Genomic DNA, 24595 nt, shown 5'->3' on the forward strand with positions numbered 1-24595 from the left:
CGGGATGGCGGGATGGCGGGAGCACGTGCAGCGTGGAAACGGAGGGGATGTCGAGGGGTGGGTGAGCCGTGGGAGAGGTGGGACACATGGAACGGGATGTCGCCGAGCGTCGGGTGGTCGTCGGTGTCGACGGGTCGTCGTCCTCGTACGAGGCCCTGCGCTGGGCCGTGCGGTATGCGGGACTCGTCGGTGGCACCGTGGAGGCGATCGCGGTGTGGGAGCTGCCGGGGCTGTACGGCTGGTCGGCGCCGGCCGTGGACATGGATGTCGACGAGGAGGAGACCCGGCAGCGGATGCGGAAGGAGCTGACCGATGTGCTCGGCGCGGACGCGGCCGACTCGGTCCGCAGCCATGTGGTGCACGGCAATCCCGCCGACGTGCTGCTGCGGGCGGCCGAAGGAGCTGAGGTCCTGGTCGTCGGCAGCAGGGGCAGGGGCGGGTTCGCGGCCGCTCTGCTCGGCTCGGTCAGCCAGCATGTGTCGCAGCACGCGAGCTGCCCGGTCGTGATCGTGCGGGCCCAGAAGCAGTGACCTGATCCCTCAAGGGGCCGGTGTGGCTCGGGGACCGGCGCGCCTCAGCGGTCCGCCTGTTCCCCGGAGCCCCGCGGTTCCAGGTGGGACGCGAGGACCGCCGCCTGGACCCGGCGCTGGACGCCGAGTTTGGACAACATCCGGGAGATGTGGTTCTTGACGGTCTTCTCCGACAGGAACAGCTTCCTGCCGATCTCGCGGTTGGTGAGACCGTCCCCGATCAGCGCGAGTATGTCCCGTTCCCGCGGCGACAGGCCCGCCAGTTCGGACGGCAGCGAGGGCGTTTCCGCCGGGTCGGTGCGCAGGGAGCGCATCAGACGGGCGGTGGTCGCGGGGTCGAGCATCGACTGCCCCGAGGCGACGGTGCGTACCGCGGAGACGAGATCCGAGCCCTTGATCTGCTTCAGCACATATCCCGAGGCGCCGGCCATGATCGCGTCGAGCAGGGCGTCCTCGTCGTCGAACGAGGTCAGCATCAGACACGCGAGTTCCGGCATCCGGCTGCGCAGTTCGCGGCAGACCGAGATGCCGTCCCCGTCCGGCAGCCGTACGTCCAGCACGGCGACGTGGGGCCGCAGCGCGGGGCCCCGGACGAGGGCGTGCTCCGCGGTGTCCGCGTCGCCGACGACCGAGATGTCCGGTTCGGCGTCGAGCAGGTCCGTGAGACCGCGTCGTACGACCTCGTGGTCATCCAGCAGGAACACGCGGATCGGGTGCTGCTCCGTGAAGGTGCGTGTCTCGGTCATGACGACCTCTCGTTCCCCGGGTACGGGCAGACTGCGGGCTGCCCACGAGGCTGATCATCCATCCAACGGCGTCGTACGGACTAGGGCCGACCGGCCCCACTCACTCCATGATCGCCGCGCGCGAGGTCGAACCGCACGTCCACCGAGCCTTCCACCGCCCGCCCCGGACGCGCGGCCCCGCCTCGTCCGCCACCGACAGCCGTTCGACCCGCTCCCGCGCCATGGCGTGTGCGGCCTCGGCAAGGGTGGCGTCGGCCCGGACGGTGACGGCGGGGCGACCATGCCGACGACAAGGGCCCCGCCCTCCCGCACGGGCACGGCGCTGACCTGCCGGTCCTTCATCAGCCGCACGACGTCCTCGAAGGGGCGTGCCGCCCGACGGCGGCCACCGTGTGGGGCATGACATCGCCGGCGATGTACGAGTCGCCGCACACGGTGAGCTCCACGAGATCCGTGGCATGTTCCGTGGCGGAAGGTCGGGCCAGGGGGGCACCGGGCTCCCTGGCTGGCCGTTCGGTTCCCCGTGGGCTGGGCGCACGTCAGCCGTATGGGGCCCCGGCCCGGAGCTGGGGAAGTTGTGCGTGCAGCTCGAAGACGTCCGCCAGGCCCGTCACCTGCAGGATCCTCCGGAAGGCCGCACTCTCCGTGATCAGCCGCAGGCGGCCCCGCCGGGCCAGTGTGCGGTTGCGTGTGCGGCACAGGACCCCGAGGCCGGCGCAGTCGATGAACCTGACCGGCCGCAGGTCCAGCACCAGGTCGGGGCGGTGACACGCGGTGAGGGCGTCGAGCCGTTCCGACAGGGTCGGCGCGGTCAGCGCGTCGATGTCGCCCTGCAGGGACACGACGGTTGTTCCGCCTGCCACGCGCTGGGCCATGACCACGTCCTGCTCGTTGTGGTCCGCCGCCGCGCCGGCCGGGTCGTTCTCGGGCATGGCAAGAGGGAACCGGGGACGCAGGACCGGGCGGTAGGGCCGTTCGGCCCTGGGTGCCGGTCCGTACGGGGCACGCACGGATGCACGGTAGGGCCGGACGGCCCAAGCGGGACCGCCGGGCCAGTGGCGAAGCTGTACGTGTGGGTGATCCCGGTCTCGTGCCGGAACCACGGAACCCGCGGTGGGCCGACGAAGAGGAACTAGGAGCTGCCATGAAGGGCTTCGTCTTCCACGGTCCGGGACAGGCGTCCTGGCAGGACGTCCCGGACCCCGCAGTCAAGGAACCCACCGACGCCATCGTGAAGGTCGGCGTCGTCACCATCTGCGGGACGGACCTGCACATCCTCAAGGGCGACGTACCCGAGGTCCGCTCCGGCACGGTGCTCGGCCATGAGGCGGTCGGCGAGATCGTCGAGATCGGCGGCGACGTGCGCTCCGTACGGCCCGGGGACCGCGTGCTGATCTCCTGCATCAGCTCCTGCGGCCGGTGCCGGTTCTGCCGGGAAGGCGCCTACGGGCAGTGCCGGGGCGGCGGAGGCTGGATCCTGGGCCATCTGATCGACGGCACCCAGGCCGAGTACGTCCGTGTGCCCTACGCAGACCTGTCCGTCCACCCGCTGCCCGGCACCTTGCCCAGCGAGGACGCCGTCCTGCTCGCGGACATCTTCCCGACCTCCTACGAGGTGGGCGTCCTCAACGGGCAGGTACGCCCCGGGGACACCGTGGTGATCGTCGGCGCCGGACCGATCGGGCTCGCGGCGATCGCCACGGCCCGCCTGTTCGCTCCGGAACGGATCATCTCGGTCGACCCGGCACCGGCCCGGCTGGAGGCCGCCCGGCGGCTCGGCGCCGACGCCGTGGCCGACGTCCACGAGGCACCCGGTCAGTTGGTCGCCGACCTGACCGACGGTCTCGGCGCGGACGTGGTCATGGAGGCGGTCGGCGTACCGGAGAGCTTCGAGCTGTGCACCCGTGTGGTCCGCCCCGGCGGGCATGTCGCCAACATCGGCGTGCACGGCCGGCCCGCGACGCTGCACCTCGAAGACCTGTGGAGCAGGGACGTGACCATCACGACCGGCCTGGTGGACACCTACTCCACGCCCACCCTGCTGCGGATGGCCGCCGCCGGCCGGCTGCCGACCGGGCAACTGGTCACCCACACCTTCCCGCTGGAGCAGATGGCGGAGGCGTACGACGTCTTCGCCAAGGCCGCCCAGACCGGCGCGCTCAAGGTGGTGCTCGGCGGGGAGCAGCACGCGGAAGTCGCCGTTCCCGCGGCCTGATCGAGAAGGGGCGTGCCCGCCATGACCGAACAGACGACGAGAGTCGACGCGGCGGACGTCGCGACCGAGGCGATGCTGGGCGAAAGGAACGTGCCGGCCATGACCCAACAGACGATGCGAGCGAACGTGGTGACCGAGGTGGCGCTGGGCGACCTGGGCCGGCGGCTGGCCGCCCGGCGGGCACGGCTGGGCCTGACCCGACGCGAGGTGGCCGACCGTGCTGACATGGCCGTCAGCTATCTCGGGTATCTGGAGGAGCATCCCGGTGCCGCCCCGGGCACCGGCCGCCTGATCAAGCTGGCCTCGGCGCTGGAGACCACGGTGACCGAGCTGACCGGCGCCGCCGCCGACCTGCGACCGGGCCTCGGCCGTGCCGTACGCGAACCCCGCTTGACCGAGATGGCATTCGGCGAGTGCCGGGCGCTGCTGGGCTCGCACGGAGTGGGCCGGCTGGCGGTACCCACCGCCACCGGGCCGGTGATCGTGCCCGTGAACTACAGCATCATCGACGGTTCGATCGTCTTCCGGACCGGCCTCGGCGCGACGCCGTCCCTCGCGGCCGGCCAGGAAGTGGCCCTGGAGGTCGACCGCATCGACGACGCCTTCAGCCAGGGCTGGAGCGTTCTGGTGCGCGGACCCGCGCGGACGGTGACCGACCCGCGGGACATGCGATGGTTCACCGAGCAGGCGTACAGCGTCCCTTGGGCGGGCGGTGAGCGCCATGTGTGGGTGAGCATCGAGCCCCACACGGTGACCGGGCGCCGGATCACGACCTGAGCGCCGGCCGGCACGCGGATCCCGCTGGGCATGCCAGATGGTCGATCGCCGCACTACCACTTGTTCGCGCTGATCTTCGCCGGACAGCTCACCACCGACGCCGCCCCGGGCACCGTGATGGCGCCCGCCCTCGCGGACCGCCCGCACCAGCCCTCGGCCGACGAAGGGAGCATCGACGAACTGGTCCGTGACACGCTCAGGCGGCACCCGCCTGCCCCCTTCACCCTCTGGCGGTTCACGACCACCGAGATCGAACTCGCCGGAACGCGACTTTCCCCCCGGGCACCCGCGCTCGTCGACATCCAGGGGATCAACACCGACCCGGCCCGCTCACCCGGGCCAGATCTGGCCTTCGGTGTCGGTCCGCACTTCTGCATCGGCGCCCAACTCGCACAACTCGAACGGCGCGCGGTGACCACGGTGCTGCGAACCGACTTTCCCGAAGCCTGCCTCGCCATCCCCCTGGCACACGACGATGACACCGGGTCCCGGCCCCACGGGTCGGTTTCGCAGGCTTGATGAACAGCCCGCCGAGTCCGCCGCAGCCCCACCTCGGAGACCACGTGGCCTGGGTCTGCGGCGGCAGCGGCGAAGACACCCTGGTCGAGGTACGCAGGGAGAAAGGCGGGGCGGCCGAGTGCCGGTGCCGTCCTGGGAGTCGTACACGGAGGGCACCCTGGCGGCCGTCGGACGGGGGCGGGCCGCCGGGGAGGAGCTGTCGGCCCCCTGACCGGGCTGATCGGCTCGGCCGGGGCGGGCGGCCGGTGGGGTCGTGGTGCCCGGGGCCGCGGTCGTCAGCTCGGCATACCGGCCACAGGCCGGAGCCGATACCGTGGAGGGGACCCGCCGGTGCGTGGTCCTGATCCGACGGGATCTGGATCTGGAGGGACACGGTGACAGGCCCCGACGAGCCTCGCGTACGACTGCCGCAGCTGAAACTCGACGAGCTGCTGGAGGAGCTGCAGGCGCGGATCAACGCGGCGCGCGGCACCCAGGAGCGCGTGCACAGTCTGCTGGAAGCGGTCCTCTCCGTCGGCCGTGAGCTGGACCTGGAGCAGGTCCTGCACTCCATCGTGGAGGCAGCCGCGGTGCTCGTGGACGCCCAGTACGCCGCCCTCGGCGTCATCGGACCGGACGGCAGACGGCTGTCCGCCTTCCACACGGTCGGTGTCACCGAGGAGCAGATCGCCGAGATCGGCCCCTATCCGGAAGGGCACGGCATCCTCGGCGAGCTGATCCGGCACCCGCAGCCGCTCCGGATCCCGAGGATCTCCGGGCATCCGGCCTCGTACGGCTTCCCGCCGGGCCACCCGCCGATGAGCAGCTTCCTCGGCGTCCCCATCCGCGTCCGCGACCAGGTGTTCGGCAACCTGTACCTGACGGAGAAGCGCGGCGGAGCGGAGTTCGACGAGGAGGACGAGTCGGTGCTGTCCACGCTGGCCGTCGCGGCCGGCGTGGCCATCGACAACGCGCGTCTGTACGAGGAATCCCGGCTGCGCGAGCGCTGGCTTCTGGCGAACGCGGAGATCAGCCACAGCCTGATGTCCGGCATCGACCGCGCCGGGTCGCTGGGCCTGATCGCCGAGCGCGCCCGGGAGATCTCCGGTTCGGCTCTGGCCGCGGTCGCCCTGCCCATGGAGGGCACGAAGTCCCTCACCGTGGAGATCGCCGTCGGAGTGGACGCCGAGGCGCACCGCGGTCTGGTGCTGCCGATGCACGAGAGCCTGATGGGGCTGGCGTACACCGCCACCGCGCCCGTCACCAGCGACGACATCGTCCACGACCTGCGGATCACCCCTGAGCCGCCGCGCTTCGGCGGGCTCGGCCCCGCCGTGGCCGTCCCGATCGGCACAGGGGAGAGCGGGATGCGAGGCGTGGTCCTCGTGGCTCGTGAGACAGGGGAGCCGGTCTTCCTCCAGCAGGAGACCGAGCTGCTGCTGGGATTCGCCGCCCAGGCCGCCATCGCCATGGAACTGGCCGAGCGCAGGCAGGACGCCCAGCAGATCGCACTGCTGGAGGACCGCGACCGTATCGCGCGGGACCTGCATGACCTCGCCATCCAGCGGCTGTTCGCGACCGGGATGACCCTGCAGAGCGCGGGCCGGTTCATCGAGCACCCGGAGGCTGCCGAGCGCGTGTTGCGAGCCGTGGACGACCTCGACGAGACCATCAAGATCATAAGGTCGACGATCTTCGGACTGCGGACACGCCTGGGAGCCACCGACAGCGGACTGCGGGCGAGGATCGTCCGCGCGGTCGGTGAGGCCGCCCCCGTGCTGGGCTTCGCCCCGAGCATGCGCATGGAAGGCCTGGTCGACACCGATGTGCCGCCCGAGATAGCCGACCATGTCGTGGCCGTGCTGACCGAGGCCCTCACCAACATCGCCCGGCACGCCCACGCCGACCGGGCCCAGGTGGTCCTGACGACCGACGGCCGCGAGGTGCGCCTGAAGGTCTCGGACAGCGGCGTCGGCATCCCGTCCGGCGGCCGGCGCAGCGGACTGCTCAACATGGCCGAGCGGGCCGAAAGGCTGGGCGGGCGGTTCAAGGTGACCAGTCCCGCGGGAGGCGGAGCCGCACTGGAGTGGTGGGTGCCACTGCCCGCCGAATGAGCCTCCTCGCCGGAGCCCGTGCGCCAGGTGGGCCGGGCCGACGAGGCATGCGATCGGGCCCACTCGGCCCATGCCGCCGACCGTCCGCCGGCGCAGCCTGAAGCTGTCCGAAGACAGCATCGGAGCCTCTGGAGGATGCCATGAACGGCACTCCGGCCCTCGTGAACGACGTGATGACGCACCGGGTCGTCGCCTTGCGCCCAGGGGCGGGCTTCAAGGACATCGTGCAGGTCATGCACGAGTGGCGGGTCAGCGCCCTGCCGGTGCTGGACGATGCCGGACACGTCGTCGGTGTCGTCTCGGAGGCCGACCTGCTGCCCGAAGAGGAGTACGGCGACGGAGACATCGGCCGGAACGGGCAGGTACGGCACCCCGCCGAGGTCCGCAAGGCGGACGCCGTGACTGCGGCCGAGCTGATGACTGCTCCGGCCCTGACCGTGGCACCCGACGCCACGCTCGCCCACGCCGCGCGCCTCATGGCCCGCACCAGGGTCAAGCGACTGCCGGTCGTCGGGCGTGACGGCCTTCTTCGCGGCGTCGTCAGCCGCTCCGACCTGCTGAAGGTCTTCCTGCGGCACGACGACGACATCGCCGAGGAGGTCCGGCGCGAGATCGTCGTACGTCTCTTCGGCCCGTACACCGCCGCCATCCGCGTCGAGGTGCACGACGGCGTCGTCACGCTGGCCGGCCGCGTCTGCCAAACCGCCCTGATCACCCTGGCGGCGCGCCTCGCACGGGCCGTGCCGGGCGTCGTGGACGTGCACTGCGCCCTGTCCGGACCGCCCCGCCGCCGGGACCGCGCCGCCGGCCTTCCCACCTCTGGCGCCGGCGCCACAACGCCCTGATGCGCTCGGCCCAGGACGGCGTGGCGCATTCTGCTCGGGCAGAAGATCCGCCACTCACCCGGTGCGCGCTGCGGTCCATGGCTGCTCCTCACAGGGCCGGGGCCAGGCCGCATCACCGCTGCCGTAAGGCGCGTAGAGACCGAGCAGCCGGACCCGGGAGGCGTGCAGCCGTTGGGTGACCACGCGCCCGACCCAGACGGCGATCGCCAGGCCGAACTCGGAGTCCTCGCCGCACCATGCCCGCCCGGCGTCGGCATCGAACTCCCAGGCCCGCACCGGGCTCATGGCCTCGCCGCCCAGGTGCCAGCGGCAGGGCCCGAAGTGCCAGGATCAGCCGATCAGTTCACCGTGACCGAGAGTGTCGATGACCGCGGACCGGCGGCCGGGCACATGCGGGTCGAGCGCGACAGTGCAGGCGGACCTGATCCTTCGGCGCAAGCACGCCGAAGTCGAAGGCCGGCTCGGCGAGATCGAGGGCATCGATCTCACCCTGACCTTCCTGCGCGACAAGCGTGCCGCGGCGCACCGGAATCAGCAGCGGGGGCCAATCCACCTCGGCCTACCAGCCGTCGGCTCCTGGAACGGATCATGCCACCAACACCAACGGGACCTTCACCGACGTAAATCCGGAGACGCGCCGCCCCGACCGGCCGGTACCGCCGATGGCGGATACCGCCGCGATCGGGGCGGTTGTGCAGCTGCCGGCCACCGCCATCGAGGAGGGCCGGGACCTGTCCTCGATGAGCGGCATCCTGGCCGACACCGCCTACAGTCTGCTGGCGGCCTGAGGGCCCGGCTCTACTTCAGGTGCCGGGCGAAGAACCGGTCCCCGTCCTCCCTCTCGAACCACGGGGTGCCGGTGTGCCCGCCCAGATTGGCGTGCAGCGTCTTCTCCCTGCTGCCGAAGGCGTCGAACAGGTCCAGGGCCCGCTGCCGGGGGTTCCCTTCGTCGTCCCACTGCAGCAGGAACAGCAGCGGAATGGTGACCTGCCGGGCCTCCTCGCGCTGGGCGCGGGGCACGTAACCCCCGGCGAAGAAGCCGGCGGCCGCGATGCGCGGCTCGACCACCGCCAGCCGAATGCCGACGGCGGTCCACCCCGAGTACCCGACCGGGCCGCCGATCTCGGGCAGCGAAAGGAGGGCGTCCAGGGTGGTCCGCCATTCCGGGACCGCCTCTTCGACCAGTGGGCCGATGAAGGACTCGAAGATCTCATCGACCGGCTCGCCGGCCTGCATCGCCCGGCGGAGGTCGGCGCGAGCCTGCTCGTCGGCGGCGGAACGGGGCCGGTCACCGCACCCGGGGGCATCGATGGCGGCCACCGCGTAGCCGTACGCCGCGGAGTGCCGGGCCCGGGCCACCAGCCGGGATTCCCCCTTGGGCAGGCCGTTGTTGTGGGCCATCAGGATCAGCGGGGCCGGTGCGGACGGTGCGGACTCAGGCGTCCACAGGGTGCCGGGGATCTCGCCGAGGGTGAATGCGCGTTCGAGGACGCCGTCGTCGAGGCGCTGTTCGGAAGTGAATCGCATGGTCGTGCCTTTCGGGAGTGCTCTTGAACGGCGCTCCCGGACGACCTATCGTCCGACCGCGACCCCGGAGGGGAGCACCCATGTCGATACTGTGTTCACGGGTACCACCTCCTCGTTCTCTGGCACGGCCTCCGGAAAAGTAGCAGGGGTCGCCATGGTCCACCAACAGGTTTTTGCGGAGGCTCCGTGGCCGGACACCACGGACCGCAGACCAAGGGCTCGGCCGCGCTCTCGTCGAGGGACCGGCGGCCCCTATGAACCCGGACGACCTGGTCCTGCTCACGGGGCCCAGCCCGCAGCGCGTGAGGGACGCCGCTCACGAGGTCGCCCGGTGGCGCGGTACGCGCGCCGGCGTCGAGGCCCGGGTCTTGGATGTCACGGACACCGAGGCCATCGCCCATCTCGGCGAAGACCTCTGGGCACCGTACGGCGGGGTCGACAGCATCTTCTCGAACGCGGTCGCCCCCCTGCTGCCCGAGGAGTCGCAAGCGGAGCGGGCCACGAGTTCGTCGATGTCTCCAGCACCGCCACACACGCGATCCTGCGCTCTTCGGTCCCGCCCTTCGCCCGGGCGGCCTGCTGATCGTCGTCGCCAGCGGCCTCGGCACCCTCGGTCACCTCGACCCACGGCTGCACCACCCGTTCGACGGAGCGAGCCCGGACCAGGTCGAGTACGCCGTCGAGTCCTCGCGCAGCGCCATCCACAACCGGACCGTCCAGGAGGCGGGTTGGCCGATCTGGCTGAACGTGCCGTGAGGGTGGCCCAGGTCGCCGCTGTCCGCGCGCTCGCCGCCGAACGCCACGCGCACGACCTCGCCACCGACACCCTCATCGCGGCCGTGTGCCCCGGCATGGTCGGGGTCGATACCGCCACCTCCCGCCCCTGGTTCAGCGACTACGGCGAAGCCCAGTCCTCGGCCCGGGCCGCGGAAGCCGTGCTCGACCCGAGCTTCGCCGAGCACGTCGATCCTCCCCTCTACGGCGAGCTGATCCGCTCCGGCAAGGCCCTGCGACGGCACGACGGCACGCCCCCGGTGGAACAGGACCGCATCCTCACGCCCTGAACGCCGTCAGACACCTCACCGCCCGCCGTGTCGTCGTCACCGGCGCCTCCTTCGGTCTCGGGGCCGCGAGCGCCCGTGCCTTGACCGGCACCGGCGCGGCCGTCACCCTCGCAGTCCGGGACGTGGCCGGGCGAAAGGGTCGCCAAGGACATCACCGGCACGACCGGCAACCAGGAGGCGCATGTCGCACGCCTCGACCTCACCGACTCCGCGTCCATTTCTGTCTTCACCGTCGTCTGGCAGGCCCGCTGCACGTCCCGGTGAACAACGCGGCGTCATGGCCTGCCCCAGTCAGTACACCGGGCAGGGCTGGGCGTAGCAGTTCACCAACAACCACGTCGGCCATTTCGCCCTCGCCCACGGCCTGCACGACGCGCTCGCCGCCGACGGCAACGCGCCTGTCGCCATGGTGAGTTCCACCGGCCACTAGCAGTCACCCATCGTGTGGGACGACGTCAACTTCGCCTTCCGCCCTTACGACCCGTGGCTGGCCTACGGCCGGTCAAAGACGGCCAGCCTCCGGCGCCATTCACACGCACCTGCAGCGCCACACCGGCGGCTGAGGCAGAGGCAAGGTCCCGGCCGAGCTGATCAAGACCGTCGAGCAGGGCGCCGTCACCTCTGTCCGCCTCGCGATCTCACCCCTGCGGGTGCCCTGATCTCCAGCCCCGGCCGCGTTGTCAGCCGGCCTGCGCCAGCAGATCCTGGGGCAGGGTCCACAGGCGGCGGGCGTTGTCCGGGCGACGGCGTACCGCGCGACGCCGTGCAGAGATCCAAGGTGAGCGACCCGGCCAACGCCCTACTGCGTGGTGACCAAGCGCTGACCCTCCAGTCCACCCGCCCCGGGTTCGCTGATCCATCGGGCGGCGAGGAGACCGGAACCCGCTGTGAGGACCGCTGCGGCGATGACCGTGGCGTTCAGGCCGAGGGCGTCCGCGAGGATACCCGCGACGACGGCGCCCGCGGCGTAGCCGATGTCGCGCCAGAAGCGGTAGGTGCCCAGTGCGTTGGCCCGCCAGGCCGGGTGGGCGTGGTCGGAGACCGAGGCGATCAGGGCCGGGTAGACCATTGCGGTGCCGAGTCCGAGCGCGATGGCGGAGAGGACGCCCGCCAGCAGCGGGGTGTCCAGTAGGGCGAGAGCCAGGACGAATCCGGTGGCCTGGACGAGCATGCCGGTGACGATGAGGGGCTTGCGGCCGATGCGGTCCGAGAGGTGGCCCGTGGGGATCTGGCCGAGGCCCCAGAGGATGGGATAGAGGCCCTTGACGAGCCCGACGGCGGCGAGGCCGAGACCGTGGTCGGTGAAGAGCAACGGGAAGACGCCCCAGGTGAGGCCATCGTTGAGGTTGTTGACCAGACCGGCCTGGCTGGCGCCGCGCAGCGACCGGTGGTGCCAGGAGGTCCGGGTGAACGTGGCACCCAGTGCCGTGCTCTCGCTGGACGGCAGTGGCTTGGTGTGCTGGGAGAGTTCGAGGGCGACGTGCGCGGCGGTGTCGCGGACGATCAGGGCGAGGCCGAGCCCGGCGGCGACGAAGATCACCCCGATGAGTTCCGGGACGGGGCGCAGGCCGTAGGCGGTGGCGAGATAGCCGGTGACCAGGGCGGTGGTGCCGACGGCGGTGTAGCCGGCCGCCTCGTTCAGGCCGGTGGCCAGTCCTCGCCGTGCCGGGCCGACGAGATCGATCTTCATGTTGACGGTCATCGACCAGGTCAGGCCCTGGTTGAGGCCGAGCAGGACGTTCGCGGCGACGATCCAGCCCCAGGACGGCGCCCACGCGAGGGCGAACGGCACGGGGACGCCGATCAGCCAGCCGGTCACGAGGAGCTGCTTGCGGCGGAAGCGGGCCGTGAGCGCACCGGCGGCCAGGTTGGTCAGGGCCTTGGTGAGACCGAAGGCGATGATGAAGGAGAAGACGGCCAGGTCATTGGTGAGGCGGAAGGTGTGGGCACCGATCAGCGGGACCGTGGTGCGTTCCAGTCCGACCAGGCCGCCGACACAGACGTTGACGACGACGAGCAGCGTGAACTGCAGCCAGTTCTCCCGGAGTCCCAGCCGAACGGACTTGGCCGCGGGCTCGGTCGTCGTGCTCATCGGGCGCCGCCCTCGATGAGGTGCCGGCCGTGGGCGGCGGCGTAGTCGCCGGGGCCGCCGTTCAGCACCGTGAGGCCGCTGTGGCCGGCGCGTTCCAGGAGGCTGGCGGCGGTCATGGCACGCTCCCCGTGCCCGCAGGCCACGATGGCGCCGTGCGGGACCTCGGAGGCATGGGCAGCGAGGGCACCGAGTTCGAGGTGGAGAGCGCCGGGCACGCGCCCGGCGGCGTACTCGGCCTCCTGCCGGACGTCGACGTACGGGGCCGCCGGCGCCTGGTCGGCGGTGACGAACGCGGTGGCAGAGGTGGGGAGGCCGGCCTCCTGCCAGGCGGTCATGCCTCCCGGGAGACGGCCGGCGAGACGCTCGTAGCCGATCTTGTACGCCTGCCAGACGATCTCCGACAGATCCTGCTCCTCGTCGGCGACGAAGGCGATGCGGGCATCGCCGGGCAGGAGCCACCCCAGCCAGGTGGCGAACTGGTCGCGCAGGGGTATGGAGAGCGACCCCGGTATGTGTCCGGCGGCGTACCGGGCCGCGGGACGGACATCGACCACGTGGCCGCCGTCGGCCAGCAGCGCACGCACCTGACCGGCCTCCAGGGCGGGCAGTAGTGGTACGGCGGTCAGGACCGCGGGGCCACGCCGATTGAGCTCGGCGAGCCGGTCGAAATAGGCGGGGTAGCTGCCGAGGCCGGCGATCAGCCGGGCCACGAAGGCGTCCTCGTCGAGCGCGGCGAGCAGCGGGTTCGCCCGCTTCTCTGCGCCGACGGTGGTGGTGCGCTCGGTACCGGGCGGGGCGGAGCAGAACGACCCCGCTCCATGGGTGGGCCACACCGCCGTCTCGTCCGGCAGCCGGGTCAGCCGCCGCAGGGAGCGGTACTGCGCGCGGGCCAGCTCCTCGGTGCGCTCCGCGCCCAGGAGATCGGTGCGGGCGGCCGAGTTCACGATCAGCGAGCCGCCGGTGAACGCCCCGAGCGGGCGGTCGCCGTCCAGCAGCAGGAAGGACAGGTGCTCGTCGGTGTGCCCGGGGGTGGCCAGGGCGCGCAGCGTCAGCCCGCCCAGATCGACCTCGTCGCCGTCCGCCAGACCCTGGTGCTCGAAGGCACGACGTCCGGCGGCCGAGGCCAGCACCGTGGCCCCGTGGTCGTGGCCGAGCTGGACGGCCCCGGACAGGAAGTCGGCGTGCAGATGAGTGTCGGCCGCGAACGCCACACGCAGTCCGCGCCGGGTGGCGGCGGCGTGCAGGGCACGCAGATCGCGGCTCGCATCCACGGCCAGGGCCCGGCCGTCGCCCAGATCGACCAGATAGGCGCTGTTGCCCAGCCCTTCGTCGACGAGTGGGATCAGAAAGTCGTCGGCGATGCCCACGGTGGTTCCTCCAAGGTCCGGTACGTCATCTACAATATTCCATGGATTTATGGAGGAAGCCATGACGGAGACCACGGCAACCGGCTCGAAGGCGCGGCTGTACGACGCGTTCGCCGCCAGCGGCAAGGCGCTGGCCAGCGGAAAGCGCCTGGAACTGCTCGACCTGCTCGCCCAGGGCGAGCGAACCGTCGACGCCCTCGCGAAGGCGGCCGGGCTGAACCTGACGACCGCGTCGGCGCACCTGCAGACGCTCAAGCAGGCCGGCTTCGTCGCCACCCGCCGGGAGGGCGTGCGCATCCACTACCGGCTCGCCGGGGACGACGTCGCCCTGCTGTTCGCCCTGCTGCGCAAGGTCGCGGAGAGGCACCAGGCCGCCGTGCCGGCCGCCCGCGACGCCTACCTCGGTGACGACGGAGCCGTGGAGGTCGGCCGCGCGGAACTTCACGCGCGCGTAGCGGCAGGGGAGGTGACGGTGCTCGATGTACGGCCGGTGGAGGAGTACCGGGCCGGGCACATCCCGGGCGCGCTCTCCATCCCGGTCGACGAACTGGCGGACCGCATCAACGAGTTGCCCGAGGACACCGAGATCGTCGTGTACTGCCGTGGTGAGTACTGCGTCCTCGCGTACGACGCCGTCCGCCTCCTGACCGACCGTGGACGACACGCCATCCGCCTCAACGACGGCATGCTCGAATGGCGCTTGGCCGAGCTGCCGGTGGACGCGGCGGAGCTGACGTGACCGACGCGCACCTGTCCCGGCCGGGGTCGGCTCGGCGAGGGTCGGCCGGAGAGCCGGTCTCCCTCGACCACCCGGTCTACCTCGACCACCCGGTCTACCTCGACCACAACGCCACCACACCGGTCGACCCACGGGTCACCGAGGCGATGCTGCCGTACCTGACCGACTTCTTCGGCAACCCCTCCAGCAGTCACTCCTACGGCACCGAACCCCGCCGGGCGCTCGACGAGGCGCGAGCTCAGGTGGCCGCGCTGATCGGCGCGCGCCCGGCCGAGGTGGTCTTCATGTCCTCGGGCTCAGAGGCCGACCTGCTCGCTCTGCGCGGCGTGGTGCTGGCGTCAGGTCGTACCCGGCACCACGTCATCACTCAGGTCACCGAGCATCCGGCGGTGCTGGAGACGGCCCGTGGCCTGGAGCGCCTGCACGGCGCGCGGGTGACGGTGCTGCCGGTCGACGGTGACGGGCTGGTCGCCCCGGCCGCACTGGCCGCCGCCCTCACCGAGGACACCGTGCTGGTGTCGGTGATGGCCGCCAACAACGAGACCGGCGCCCACCAGCCCATCGCCGCCCTGTCCGCCCTCACCCGTGCCCACGGCGCACTCTTCCACTGCGACGCCGCCCAGGCGGCCGGGAAGATCCCCCTCGACGTACGGGCCCTGGGCGTGGATCTGCTGACCGTGGTCGGGCACAAGATGTACGCGCCGAAGGCCACTGCTGCCCTGTACGTACGCGAGGGCGTGCCGCTGGAGCCGGTCGTCTACGGCGGCGGTCAGGAACGCGGCCTGCGCGCCGGCACCGAGAACGTGGCGCTGGCCGTCGCCCTCGGCACTGCCGCTCGGCTCGCCGCCGGGGATCTCGCCGACGGCCGGTCGCTGCGGCTTGCCGCACTGCGGGACAGCCTGCACCGGCGACTGACGGAGGGCCTGCCCGGCCGCGTCCGTCTCAACGGCCCGGCCGAGGACCGCCTGCCGAACACACTGAATGTCTCCATCGACGGCGCTCGCGGGCATGAACTCCTCGCCGCCTGCCCCGAGATCGCGGCCTCGACCGGTTCGGCCTGCCACAGCGGCACCCATGAGCCCTCGCCCGTCCTGACCGCCATGGGTCTGCCCGCCGAACGGGCACTGGGCGCACTGCGGCTGTCCCTGGGCCGCTGGAGTGGCGAGGCGGACATCGCGACCGCGGCGGACGCCCTGATCCGAGCGGCTGCCGTGCGATAGCCGGGCCGCTGTAATCCCGAAGGAGCTGTCCTCGTCTGGCTGTCAGCGGCGCAGCCCCAGGGCTTCCCGGCCCGCGTAGCGCGCCTGGGTGCCCAATTCCTCCTCGATACGGACGAGTTGGTTGTACTTGGCGGTGCGGTCGGCGCGGGAGAGCGATCCCGTCTTGATCTGGCCGCAGCCGGTGGCGACGGCGAGGTCGGCGATGGTGGTGTCCTCCGTCTCGCCCGAGCGGTGGGACATGACGACCGTGTAGCCGGCGCGGTGGGCGGTGGCGATGGTGGCCAGGGTCTCGGTGAGGGTGCCGATCTGATTGACCTTCACCAGGATCGAGTTGGCGATCCCGTCCCGGATGCCGGCGCGCAGGAGTGTCTCGTTGGTGCAGAAGACGTCGTCGCCGGTGAGCTGACAGCGGTCGCCGAGCCGGGCGGTCAGCTCCCGCCAGCCCGCGTGGTCGTCCTCGGCCATCGGGTCCTCGATGGAGGCGACGGGGTAGCGGTCGACGAGACCGGCGAGGTAGTCGGCGTGTTCGGTAGGGGTGCGCCGGACGCCCTCGCCCGCGTAGTCGTACCCGCCGTCGCGGAAGAACTCGGAGGTGGCCGGGTCCATCACGAGGGTGATGTCGGTGCCGGGCTTGTAGCCGGTCTCCTCGATGGCGCGGACGACGAAGTCCAGGGCCTCGTCGGCGGTGCGCAGATCGGGCGCGAAACCGCCCTCGTCGCCGACGTTCACGCTGTGACCGGCGGCGCGCAGGGAGTTGCGCAGGGTGTGGAAGACCTCTGAGCCCATACGGACGGCCTCGGCGAAGCCGGCCGCACCGATGGGAGCGATCATGAACTCCTGGAAGTCGAGCGGATTGTCGGCGTGGGCACCGCCGTTGACGATGTTGATCATCGGTACCGGCAGCAGACGGGCGTCGACTCCGCCGACATAGCGGTACAGCGGCAGGCGGTGAGCGGCCGCGGCGGCCTTGGCGGTGGCCAGGGAGACGCCCAGCAGGGCATTGGCGCCCAGTCGCGACTTGGTGTCCGTGCCGTCCAGCTCGATCATGGTGCGGTCGACGGTCGTCTGGTCCTCGGCGTCTAGTCCGATCACGGCATCCGCCATGCTCTCGTTCACCGCGTCCACGGCCCGTCGTACGCCCTTGCCGTGGAAGCGGGTCGGGTCGCCGTCGCGCAGTTCCACGGCCTCGCGGGCGCCGGTGGAGGCTCCGGAGGGGACGGCGGCGCGGCCGAGCGAGCCGTCCTTGAGTTCTACGTCGACCTCGACCGTGGGATTGCCCCGGCTGTCGATGATCTCCCGTGCGACGACCCGGCTGATGGCGGTCACGCTGCAACTCCTCACGCTGGGCCCGCCTTGCGGCGAGCGACGAGTTCTCTCCAGAAAAGCGCCCAGGAAAGTTCCGTTGACGAACAAAGTGAGTCCCGAAAAGGAACCTACTATGGGTGCATGAGGATGCACAACGCAGACGAGACCTGTGGCATCGCCCAGGCCGCGCTGGTCCTGGGGGACTGGTGGAACGTGCTGGTGCTGCGGGAGGTCGCCCGTGGGCATGTCCGGTTCGACGCGCTGGCCGCGGAGATCGGCCTGTCCCGCAAGGTGCTCACCGAGCGGCTCGGCCGTCTCGTCGCCCACGGCATCCTGCACCGCAGCCTCTATCAACGGCGGCCGGTGCGTTATGAATACCTGCTCACGGACGCCGGGATCGCGCTGCTGCCGCTGCTGGTCGCCATGCAGGACTGGGGTGACCGCTGGGTGCTGGGCGACGGCAGCGTCACCGCGACGGCCGCGGAGGGCGGCGCCGAACACGCCCGAGTGCACGCCCTGGCCGGCACCCGCCTGCCCGACGGCCTCGAACTGCCCGGCACGCAGGGCGCCGACCTGCCCCTCGTCGCACCCGACGCGGCCGCGTCCGTGCTGTTCACCTATCCCGGCACAGGAGTCGACTGGGGTGAGCCGATCCCCGGCGCCGCAGGCTGCACGCTGGAGAACCGGCTCTTCCGGGACGCCTGGCCCGACTTCCGGCGGGCGGGTGTGGACGTACGCGGCATCAGCACCCAACTCCCATACGAACAAGCGGAGTTCGCGAACGCCGAACAGGTCCCCTACGACCTCCTCTCCGACGCCCGGCACCAGCTGGCCGCGGCCTTGCGCCTGCCGACCTTCCGCGGCGCGGGCCGACTCCGGCACAAACGCCTGATCCTCGTCGTCGACGCCGAACGCACCGTGCGGCACACCCTCTTCCCGGTGGTCGACATCCCGCGCGCCGTCGCCCAGAGCCTGAGCCTGGCCACCGAATCCGCCCGTACAGCCTGATCCATACACACTCATCCACCGAAGGGGACTTCGCTCCACGGCTGCTCCGACCGCACCTGGTCAGGCCGTCCACCAGCTGTTCTCGTACGGCACGCTGCAACTGACCGCGGTCCGGCTCTCGCAGTTCGGGCGCCGGCTCGACTCCAGCCCCGACGCACTGCCCGGGTATCGCGTGACGACCATCCAGATCACCGACCCCGCCGTGATCGAGGCCGGCGGCACCGACCGTCACCCCCTGGTCGTCGCCTCGCCGGACCCGGAGGACGCTGTGGAGGGCCACGTCTTCGCGCTCACCGAGACGGAACTGGCCGCGGCCGAGGCCTACGAGGTCGACGACTACGCCCGCGTCCGCGTCATCCTGCGCTCCGGCACCCAAGCGTGGGCCCATCCGGAGCGCGCGACCGCGACACAGGCCGACGCGGAGGTCTTGGTGCCGTAACCGGCGAACGCCGACGGCCGGGACGAGGTCAGGCCCTCCGCTGTCACCACAGCTTGTCGATCTGCCCGGGATACAACTCGATCCGGCTGTGCCGGAAGGACGCCTCGGCCCGGCGGGCGTCGGCCGAGAAGAAGCCGGCCATCGTGACCTTGTCGAAGCCGGGCCGGTCGCTGGGGAAGGGATCTCCCGGTGTCCCGCCGATCAGTACGGCGCCGGGCAGAACCCGCCAGCCCGCGCCCTCGTAGAACGCCCGCAGCGGGCTGTCGCAGGTGAAAAGGCCCAGATCGAGCCCGCGCGTGACCATCGTCTCCCGGGCCGCTGCCACCAGGCGACGGCCGTACCCGTGACCACGGCTCTCCCGCGCCACCACGACGGTGCTCAGCCCTCCGGCGGCATAGCGCCGGCCCGCGTGAACGATCTCCTTGGACAGGATGTCCAGGGCGGCCAGCACCGTCGACTCGTCGTCGACCAGCAGCATCGACAACGGTCGTAGCGCCGGATCGTGGGACGGGGTGTCGGCAGGGGCGAGCGACCCCGGCGGGGAAGGCCACGCCTGCTCCTGGAGTTCCCGCACCTGCACCCGCAGGTCGGAGGGGGTTTCTTGCTCGGGGAAGGACAGAATGCGCACGCGCCGATTGTCTTGATGCGCCGGTCATGTGCAAGTGATTTAGCCTGCGGCTACCGCTCCGCCGCCCTTCGCGCGATTCTGCGGCGTCTTCGGATCAGACGGACTTCGGAGACAGGAATGCCCTCTTACTCCAAGGGTTCACGCAGGCGTACGGCGAGGGCGGCGATGTCGTCGTCTAGGCGTCCTCTGCTGTAGCGGAGGAGGTCACGGTGAAGAGCCGTGAGCAGCTCGTGGGGCGGTGTCGGGGGCTGTTGGCGCATCCAGGCCGCCAGCGGGAAGAACTCGCCGTCGTGGGCGCGGGCCTCGGCGACCCCGTCGGTGTAGAGGAGCAGCAGGTCGCCAGGGGCGAAGTCGAAGGTGTCGACGTTGTAGTGATCGCCGATCAGCTCCGCGAGGTTGAGCAGCGGCGAGGGGGTGGAGGGCTCCAGGGTACGGAGTTCGCCGCGGTTCAGGAGCAGCGGCGGGGGGTGTCCGCAGTTGAGGATCTCGATACGTCTGCCCTCGTGCGGGATCTCGACGAGAAGGGCGGTGGCGAAGCGCTCCATCAGCCCTTCGGGGGGAAAGGCGGCGTTGTAACGGGTGCTGCTCGCGTCCAGCCGACGCGCGACGCTGACCATGTCGGGTTCGCCGTAGGCTGCCTCCCGGAAGGCGTTGACGATCGCCGCGGCCGCCCCCACTGCCGGCAGGCCCTTGCCCCGCACGTCACCGATGAGCAGCCTGACCCCGTATCGCGTGTCGACCACCTCGTAGAAGTCCCCGCCGATACGGGCCTCCGCCGCAGCCGCGAGATACAGCGACTCGATCTCGATGTTCCCGCAGCGGCGCGGCATAGGACTCAGCACCACCTGCTGCGCCGCGTCGGCGACGAGCCGCACCTGGAAAAGGGTCCGCTCCCGCTGGAGCCTGACATGGCTTCCGTACGCGGCCGCCACGGTGACCGCGATGATCCCCGCAGCCGTCCACCACGTCCCCAGTCCGGGGAACACCATGCTGAGGCCGATCATCAGAAAGAGGCAGACCGTCCCCAGCAGGACGGTGGGAAGTACCGGCCACATGGCGGCGGCGAGGGCCGGCGCCGCGGGCAGGAGGCGACTGAAGGCCATTTGCGGGGGAGTGGCGTACGCCAGGCTGGCGATGACGGCGGTCAGGATGACCGGCGACAGCCGCACAAGCCTCCCCCGGCCGTGGCGGCGACGGAGCCGCGGCCGTCCAGACTCGATCACACTTCACAGAATATCTACGCAATGAGGGCATAGCGCTCTGAAGGATCAGAGTCGGCCGCCTGCGTCGGACCGGCCGGCCGGCATTCTCGGTGGCGCTCCTGTTCCGCGCCACTCCGGCAGGCCGGCGGAGACCTCCGGCGCTCCCAGTGATCCATACCGCCGCCTCCAGCGGGTCTTCTGCGTCTCCGCGCTGTTCGGCGTGCGAGAGCGGGAGGAGTCCGGCAGATCGACGATCGCAAGCGTGCCGAGGGTAGGCGCCGTACCCGGGTCGCCGTCCTCGCGCCCGCCCGCCACCGCGTCGACGTCCTCTGGCCCTCCTGTGACGAGGGCTTTCGGCGTTGGGCCGATCGCCTGAGGCTTGGTCGCTGAGTGCTAGTGCGGCCAACCGAGGCGCACAATGGCCAACCGGAGCGCTCAGTGACACACCTGGGGAAGACCCGCGCTCATCCGGCTTGGCTAAAATCGAACATGTGACCTAATTTGAGCTGTGGGGCAGCTCTCCTGCCCCACGCAAGTCGTGGTGCGGCTACCCCCGAGCGAGGGGCGGCCCCGCGAGGGCCGCCCCTGGTGGGACGTCAGCTCACGACAGCCGCCCGCAGGTCTGGGCATGCCGATCGTGAAAGTCCAGCTGGAGTGTCAGAGCTGGTAGAAGTCGGTGTAGTGGTTGGGCGAGTACCAGACCGCGCCGGTGTTGGAGTCGACGACTATCCGGTAGGCGTCCCGATGGGCGCCGCAGGCGCGCGGGTAGACGTCGTACTCGTAGAAGGTGTCACCGGAAGGCAGCTGCCCGTCGTTGTTGTAGAACTCGCCGCCCGCGTAGCTGCACTCGCCGTCCGGCCAGTCGTACCAGCCCCGGCTGGTCGGGTAGCCGAGGTCGGACCAGGTCGAGTTGGCCGAGGCCGCGTCGGAGCATCCGTCGATGCTGCAGGAGCTGTAGACCGCCGCATTCGCGGCAGGGCTGTTGACGGCGGACACGCTGAGCACGGACGCGATGGCGGCGATCAGCACCGCGGACCGCTTGGCCCAGGACAGCTGAGGACGTCGCAGAGTCAGCAAGGAACCCTCCAAGTGAAATCACGCATGGACATGACACTCTGATGGCCTTGTGTGACCACCGGGTGTACCGCCGGTTGCGAGGGAGGGGCAATTGCCTTGTGATGCAGGTGATCGAAGCGGGGCAGGGGTGGCAGGTGGAAGCCGTCGGTGGCTCCAGGACGGTCCGCGACCCGCCCGCCGGGAACGCGCGCAGACCGGGCCGGTACGACAGATACGTCTCCGGGCCCCTGAGCTTGCCGCCCTCGATGCGCCGGCGCCGGCTGGGCAACAGCAAGTGTGCGCCGATGGAGCGGCCGAAACGGCCGATGGACAGGAACAGCTCGATGAAGTCCGCTCTGGCGACAAGGAGTTCGCCGAACTCGTCGATGACGACGGGCAGATGGGGCAGCGGACAGGGGTCGGTGCGGGCCGTGGTGTGCGGCGCGCGGTAGCTGGCCCATGCCGGCGCACGGATGCTTGGCTCCTGCCGGCCACACAGCCCTTACGTCCGGTTCACCGCTGCTCGTGCGCGTCATCCGCACATTCCCCGAGTGCCTCGGACAGCCGGGCATAGACTTGAGCAGCCATGCCTCTGGGTAAGGCGCGAAGCGGGGAGTTGGTGTCCATGAGCGGGGAATGGACAGGGGCGGGGCTGCCACCGGCGGCAGCCGCGCGCATTGCGGAGGTGCGGGGCAGCGGGACGTGGTCCTCGGCTCTGTCCACCGGTGAGTTCGCCGCACTGCGTGCCGTGGGGTTCGAGCCGGTGGGCCAGGTCACGGGGTCGGCCGTCTATCACGTGGGCCGCAGCGGCCGGTACTGGGGCTATCACGACTGCCTTTACGCCGGCGCACGGTATGCCTTCGGGGGCGGTGCCGCGCCCCTTGCCCTCTCCGGACAGGGCGCACCCTCCGCCGGGCTCGTCAAGGTCCTCGACCAGGCGCGTCGTTCGGCTCTTGAGCGGATGACCGCGGAGTGCTCGGGCCTCGGCGGTGATGGTGTCGTCGCGGCGCAGCTGACGATGGCGCCCTTCGCGGCGCAGCCCAACTGCCTGGAGTTCAAGGTGATCGGGACCGCGGTGCGCGCGGCCGGAACGGTACGGGCGCCGCAGCCGTTCACCTGCCACCTCGACGGCCAGGGGTTCGCGAAGCTGGTGACCGCGGGATGGGTCCCCGTGGAGCTGCTGTACGGGATGTCCGTCGGCGTACGCCACGACGACTACACCACCCGCGCACAGACGCGCTCGTGGAGCAACACCGAGGTGAGCGGCTGGAGCGAGCTCGTGCAGGCGGTGCGCTCCGACGCCCGTGCGCATCTGCGGGCGCAGAGCGGGCGGCGGGGCGGCGACGGCGTGATCCTCGCCGCGGGCCGCCTGCGCATCTGGGGCGAGTCGTGCATGCGCAGCGGCAACAACGACCAGAAGGACCATGTGGCCGAGGCGACGCTCCTTGGTACCACCGTCGCCCGCTTCACGGTACGCGAGCAGCCGAGCCGCACACTCACCGTGATGCCGCTCGACCCGGAACGACGCCGGCGGACCCTGCGCCGCACCGCCACCGACATGTGATGAGGGGAACCCGTTCATGACCGTCTTCAACCCCGCCGATGGCACTCCTGACGGCATGTCCGCCCAGGGCGTGCCGGCCGACGCGATGCGGCGGCTGGCCGAACTGCAGCCTGGCCGACCGGGGTCGATCTTCACCAGCGACCTGTCGGTCAACGAGTTCCTGCTGGTGCGCGAGGCCGGGTTCCGGCCCATCGGCCTCGTGCTGGGCAGCTCGATCTACCACGTGGGCATCCAACTGGGCCGCTGGGGCAAGAACCAGGAACTGACGACGCTCAGCCAGGCGATGTACCACGCCCGTGAGCTGGCCATGACCCGCATGGAGGCGGAGGCGGCTCAGCTGGGCGCGGACGGCATCGTGGGCGTGCGGCTCAGCGTGGAGGCCCGTGAATTCGGCAACGACATCGCGGAGTTCATCGCGATCGGCACCGCTGTCAAGGCCGATCACCCGGCGCCGGGCGGCAACGGCGGCAGTTGGCGCAACCTCAAGGGCCAGCCGTTCACATCGGACCTCAACGGCCAGGACTTCTGGACGCTCATCCGCGCCGGCTACGCCCCGCTGGGCATGGTGATGGGAACCTGCGTCTACCACATCGCGCACCAGAAGATGGGGCAGATGTTCTCCAACATCGGCAAGAACGTGGAGATCGAGCAGTTCACACAGGCACTGTACGACGCACGGGAGCTGGCGATGGCACGGATGCAGCACGAGGCGGAGGAACTGCGGGCGGAGGGCGTCGTCGGCGTGCAGCTCAATGCGCACAACCACCGCTGGGGCGGCCACACCACCGAGTTCTTCGCGATCGGCACGGCCGTACGGCCACTGCGCGAGGACCACGTCATCGAGCGCCCGACGATGGTACTCAGCCTGGACGGCTGAGCGCCGGACAGCAGACCTGGATCAACCGGACACCACGAGAGGCCCCGCGATGACCTCGCCACATGACCCTGTCCCGTTCGAGCCCAACGGGGAAACGGACTCCATCGACCTGCTGACGGCCGCGCTGCGCAGGGACGCCGCCGACCTGGAGGTCTACGCCCGGGTGCTCACCGGGACTCTCGCGGAGGCGTTGCCGCCGGGGGCCGTCGCCGTGGAGCGCAAACGGGGCCTGGCCGACCGGCTCGCGGGGCGCGACGGCCGCGTCCAGCGGGTCGAGGTCTTCCTCGGCGAGCAGCGTCTCGTGCTCGATCTGGCGGGCCCGCACCCCAAGGGCGAGGTCGCCAAGGAGGTTCGCGGCGTGGTGCTCTCGCGGCGCCCGGTGGCGCTCGACGAGTGGGTACGGGAGCTCGCGGTCGCGGTCGCGGCCCGCGCACGGTCCGACACACGGGCACGGGCGGCGCTGGAGCGGCTGGTGCTCGGGGAGTGACGGCACCGCCTCCCCGGCCGCGGATCCGTCGCTGACCAACGGCCACGGGACGCCAGTGGGGCAGGGATGTTTCTCACGGTCGGGACGGAGGGCGACGGCTTCGTCGCGGCAACGGGTACTTGGACCCGCTCGTAACTTCTGACCTGCGGAGACGGTCGATGACCGCCCCGCTCCGGCTGCCTCATCGGGCCCTTTTTCGACCGCTGTTCACCGCTTCTGCCGGCACGCTGTGGCACGGTCTGCGGGGGACGTCAGCTGCTCGCTGGCATCGGCTGTGCCCGCGAGGGTCAATTGC

At 71.0% G+C, this 24595-nt stretch carries 23 protein-coding genes and 3 pseudogenes; 15 read left to right on the top strand and 11 right to left on the bottom strand.

Going from position 1 to position 24595, the window contains the following annotated elements:
• Positions 1 to 86: 86 nt before the first annotated feature.
• The gene (locus AV521_RS19030) at positions 87 to 530 is read left to right on the top strand and encodes a universal stress protein (protein WP_076089664.1); all 444 of its coding nucleotides are present in this window, start codon (positions 87 to 89) and stop codon (positions 528 to 530) included.
• Between the two features lie 44 nt (positions 531 to 574).
• Here the strand turns inward: AV521_RS19030 and AV521_RS19035 are convergent, their stop codons facing one another.
• Both AV521_RS19035 and AV521_RS19040 read right to left on the bottom strand, forming a co-directional pair.
• Positions 575 to 1276 carry a response regulator transcription factor gene (locus AV521_RS19035; RefSeq protein WP_076089665.1) on the bottom strand — a complete coding sequence of 234 codons (702 nt, stop codon included), beginning with the start codon at positions 1274 to 1276 and terminating at the stop codon, positions 575 to 577.
• Positions 1277 to 1815: 539 nt separating this feature from the next.
• Complete coding sequence (locus tag AV521_RS19040; RefSeq protein WP_079249307.1) at positions 1816 to 2208, bottom strand: STAS domain-containing protein; 393 nt, start codon at positions 2206 to 2208, stop codon at positions 1816 to 1818.
• A 212-nt stretch (positions 2209 to 2420) separates the two neighbouring features.
• On the opposite strand from AV521_RS19040, the gene AV521_RS19045 reads away from it, so the two are divergent.
• The 5 genes from AV521_RS19045 (at position 2421) to AV521_RS19065 (ending at position 7725) form a co-directional block, all read left to right on the top strand.
• Entirely contained in the window at positions 2421 to 3491 is a 1071-nt protein-coding gene (locus AV521_RS19045) for a zinc-dependent alcohol dehydrogenase family protein (RefSeq protein ID WP_076089666.1), read from the top strand.
• A 99-nt stretch (positions 3492 to 3590) separates the two neighbouring features.
• On the top strand, positions 3591 to 4268 hold the full coding sequence (locus AV521_RS19050; RefSeq protein WP_076089803.1) for a pyridoxamine 5'-phosphate oxidase family protein: 678 nt from the start codon (positions 3591 to 3593) through the stop codon (positions 4266 to 4268).
• A 30-nt stretch (positions 4269 to 4298) separates the two neighbouring features.
• Positions 4299 to 4787, top strand: a complete 489-nt coding sequence (locus tag AV521_RS19055) for a cytochrome P450 (protein ID WP_218639357.1) — start codon at positions 4299 to 4301, stop codon at positions 4785 to 4787.
• A gap of 374 nt (positions 4788 to 5161) precedes the next feature.
• The gene (locus AV521_RS19060; protein WP_076089667.1) at positions 5162 to 6880 is read left to right on the top strand and encodes a GAF domain-containing protein; all 1719 of its coding nucleotides are present in this window, start codon (positions 5162 to 5164) and stop codon (positions 6878 to 6880) included.
• 140 nt (positions 6881 to 7020) lie between these two features.
• Positions 7021 to 7725: a CBS domain-containing protein gene (locus AV521_RS19065; protein WP_076089668.1), complete on the top strand. Its 705-nt coding sequence runs from the start codon at positions 7021 to 7023 to the stop codon at positions 7723 to 7725.
• Between the two features lie 54 nt (positions 7726 to 7779).
• On the opposite strand, the pseudogene AV521_RS19070 reads toward AV521_RS19065, so the two are convergent.
• Positions 7780 to 8136: pseudogene (locus AV521_RS19070) on the bottom strand (hypothetical protein); the annotation flags it as partial.
• Between the two features lie 251 nt (positions 8137 to 8387).
• Here AV521_RS19070 and AV521_RS50950 point away from each other — a divergent pair.
• On the top strand, positions 8388 to 8513 hold the full coding sequence (locus AV521_RS50950; protein WP_256725608.1) for a hypothetical protein: 126 nt from the start codon (positions 8388 to 8390) through the stop codon (positions 8511 to 8513).
• Positions 8514 to 8523: 10 nt separating this feature from the next.
• Here the strand turns inward: AV521_RS50950 and AV521_RS19075 are convergent, their stop codons facing one another.
• Positions 8524 to 9252, bottom strand: coding sequence for a dienelactone hydrolase family protein (locus AV521_RS19075; protein ID WP_076089669.1), 729 nt, complete (start codon positions 9250 to 9252; stop codon positions 8524 to 8526).
• Positions 9253 to 9506: 254 nt separating this feature from the next.
• Between AV521_RS19075 and AV521_RS19080 the strand changes: the two are divergent.
• Positions 9507 to 10316 (top strand): annotated as a pseudogene (locus AV521_RS19080) (carbonyl reductase).
• 799 nt (positions 10317 to 11115) lie between these two features.
• Here the strand turns inward: AV521_RS19080 and AV521_RS19085 are convergent.
• Both AV521_RS19085 and AV521_RS19090 read right to left on the bottom strand, forming a co-directional pair.
• Positions 11116 to 12408 (bottom strand): MFS transporter, encoded by a 1293-nt coding sequence (locus AV521_RS19085; RefSeq protein ID WP_076089670.1) that lies wholly within the window; start codon positions 12406 to 12408, stop codon positions 11116 to 11118.
• Positions 12405 to 13775: a rhodanese-like domain-containing protein gene (locus AV521_RS19090; RefSeq protein ID WP_256725609.1), complete on the bottom strand. Its 1371-nt coding sequence runs from the start codon at positions 13773 to 13775 to the stop codon at positions 12405 to 12407. The genes AV521_RS19085 and AV521_RS19090 overlap by 4 nt, the downstream gene beginning before the upstream one ends.
• Before the next feature lie 61 nt (positions 13776 to 13836).
• Here AV521_RS19090 and AV521_RS19095 point away from each other — a divergent pair, with 61 nt between their 5' ends.
• Together AV521_RS19095 and AV521_RS19100 are read left to right on the top strand one after the other, a co-directional pair.
• Entirely contained in the window at positions 13837 to 14514 is a 678-nt protein-coding gene (locus AV521_RS19095; protein WP_076089671.1) for a metalloregulator ArsR/SmtB family transcription factor, read from the top strand.
• Positions 14511 to 15734 carry a cysteine desulfurase family protein gene (locus tag AV521_RS19100; protein ID WP_256725610.1) on the top strand — a complete coding sequence of 408 codons (1224 nt, stop codon included), beginning with the start codon at positions 14511 to 14513 and terminating at the stop codon, positions 15732 to 15734. The genes AV521_RS19095 and AV521_RS19100 overlap by 4 nt, the downstream gene beginning before the upstream one ends.
• Positions 15735 to 15776: 42 nt before the next feature.
• Here the strand turns inward: AV521_RS19100 and eno are convergent, their stop codons facing one another.
• Positions 15777 to 17060, bottom strand: coding sequence for a phosphopyruvate hydratase (gene eno / locus AV521_RS19105; protein WP_076089672.1), 1284 nt, complete (start codon positions 17058 to 17060; stop codon positions 15777 to 15779).
• Positions 17061 to 17180: 120 nt separating this feature from the next.
• Here eno and AV521_RS19110 point away from each other — a divergent pair, with 120 nt between their 5' ends.
• Together AV521_RS19110 and AV521_RS19115 are read left to right on the top strand one after the other, a co-directional pair.
• Positions 17181 to 18047: a winged helix-turn-helix transcriptional regulator gene (locus AV521_RS19110; protein WP_076089673.1), complete on the top strand. Its 867-nt coding sequence runs from the start codon at positions 17181 to 17183 to the stop codon at positions 18045 to 18047.
• A 76-nt stretch (positions 18048 to 18123) separates the two neighbouring features.
• Positions 18124 to 18486 (top strand): gamma-glutamylcyclotransferase family protein, encoded by a 363-nt coding sequence (locus AV521_RS19115; RefSeq protein ID WP_076089674.1) that lies wholly within the window; start codon positions 18124 to 18126, stop codon positions 18484 to 18486.
• Positions 18487 to 18529: 43 nt separating this feature from the next.
• Here the strand turns inward: AV521_RS19115 and AV521_RS19120 are convergent, their stop codons facing one another.
• The 4 genes and pseudogenes from AV521_RS19120 to AV521_RS50960 all read right to left on the bottom strand — a co-directional run.
• A complete protein-coding gene (locus tag AV521_RS19120; RefSeq protein WP_076089675.1) occupies positions 18530 to 19114 on the bottom strand; it encodes a GNAT family N-acetyltransferase in 585 nt (194 codons plus the stop codon).
• Between the two features lie 125 nt (positions 19115 to 19239).
• Positions 19240 to 20283: a PP2C family protein-serine/threonine phosphatase gene (locus AV521_RS19125; RefSeq protein ID WP_107480952.1), complete on the bottom strand. Its 1044-nt coding sequence runs from the start codon at positions 20281 to 20283 to the stop codon at positions 19240 to 19242.
• Between the two features lie 690 nt (positions 20284 to 20973).
• Complete coding sequence (locus tag AV521_RS19130) at positions 20974 to 21393, bottom strand: ribonuclease domain-containing protein (RefSeq protein WP_079249310.1); 420 nt, start codon at positions 21391 to 21393, stop codon at positions 20974 to 20976.
• A gap of 104 nt (positions 21394 to 21497) precedes the next feature.
• A pseudogene (locus AV521_RS50960) lies at positions 21498 to 21805 on the bottom strand (hypothetical protein); the annotation flags it as partial.
• 192 nt (positions 21806 to 21997) lie between these two features.
• Here AV521_RS50960 and AV521_RS19140 point away from each other — a divergent pair.
• Genes AV521_RS19140 through AV521_RS19150 form a run of 3 tightly spaced genes read left to right on the top strand, consistent with a single transcriptional unit; the run spans position 21998 to position 24300 of the window.
• A complete protein-coding gene (locus AV521_RS19140; RefSeq protein WP_076089678.1) occupies positions 21998 to 22936 on the top strand; it encodes a heavy metal-binding domain-containing protein in 939 nt (312 codons plus the stop codon).
• Positions 22937 to 22952: 16 nt separating this feature from the next.
• The gene (locus AV521_RS19145) at positions 22953 to 23813 is read left to right on the top strand and encodes a heavy metal-binding domain-containing protein (RefSeq protein ID WP_256725611.1); all 861 of its coding nucleotides are present in this window, start codon (positions 22953 to 22955) and stop codon (positions 23811 to 23813) included.
• Between the two features lie 49 nt (positions 23814 to 23862).
• On the top strand, positions 23863 to 24300 hold the full coding sequence (locus AV521_RS19150) for a hypothetical protein (protein ID WP_076089679.1): 438 nt from the start codon (positions 23863 to 23865) through the stop codon (positions 24298 to 24300).
• Positions 24301 to 24595: the final 295 nt, after the last annotated feature.

This window comes from Streptomyces sp. IMTB 2501 (assembly GCF_001953885.1).
GTDB lineage: Bacteria > Actinomycetota > Actinomycetes > Streptomycetales > Streptomycetaceae > Streptomyces.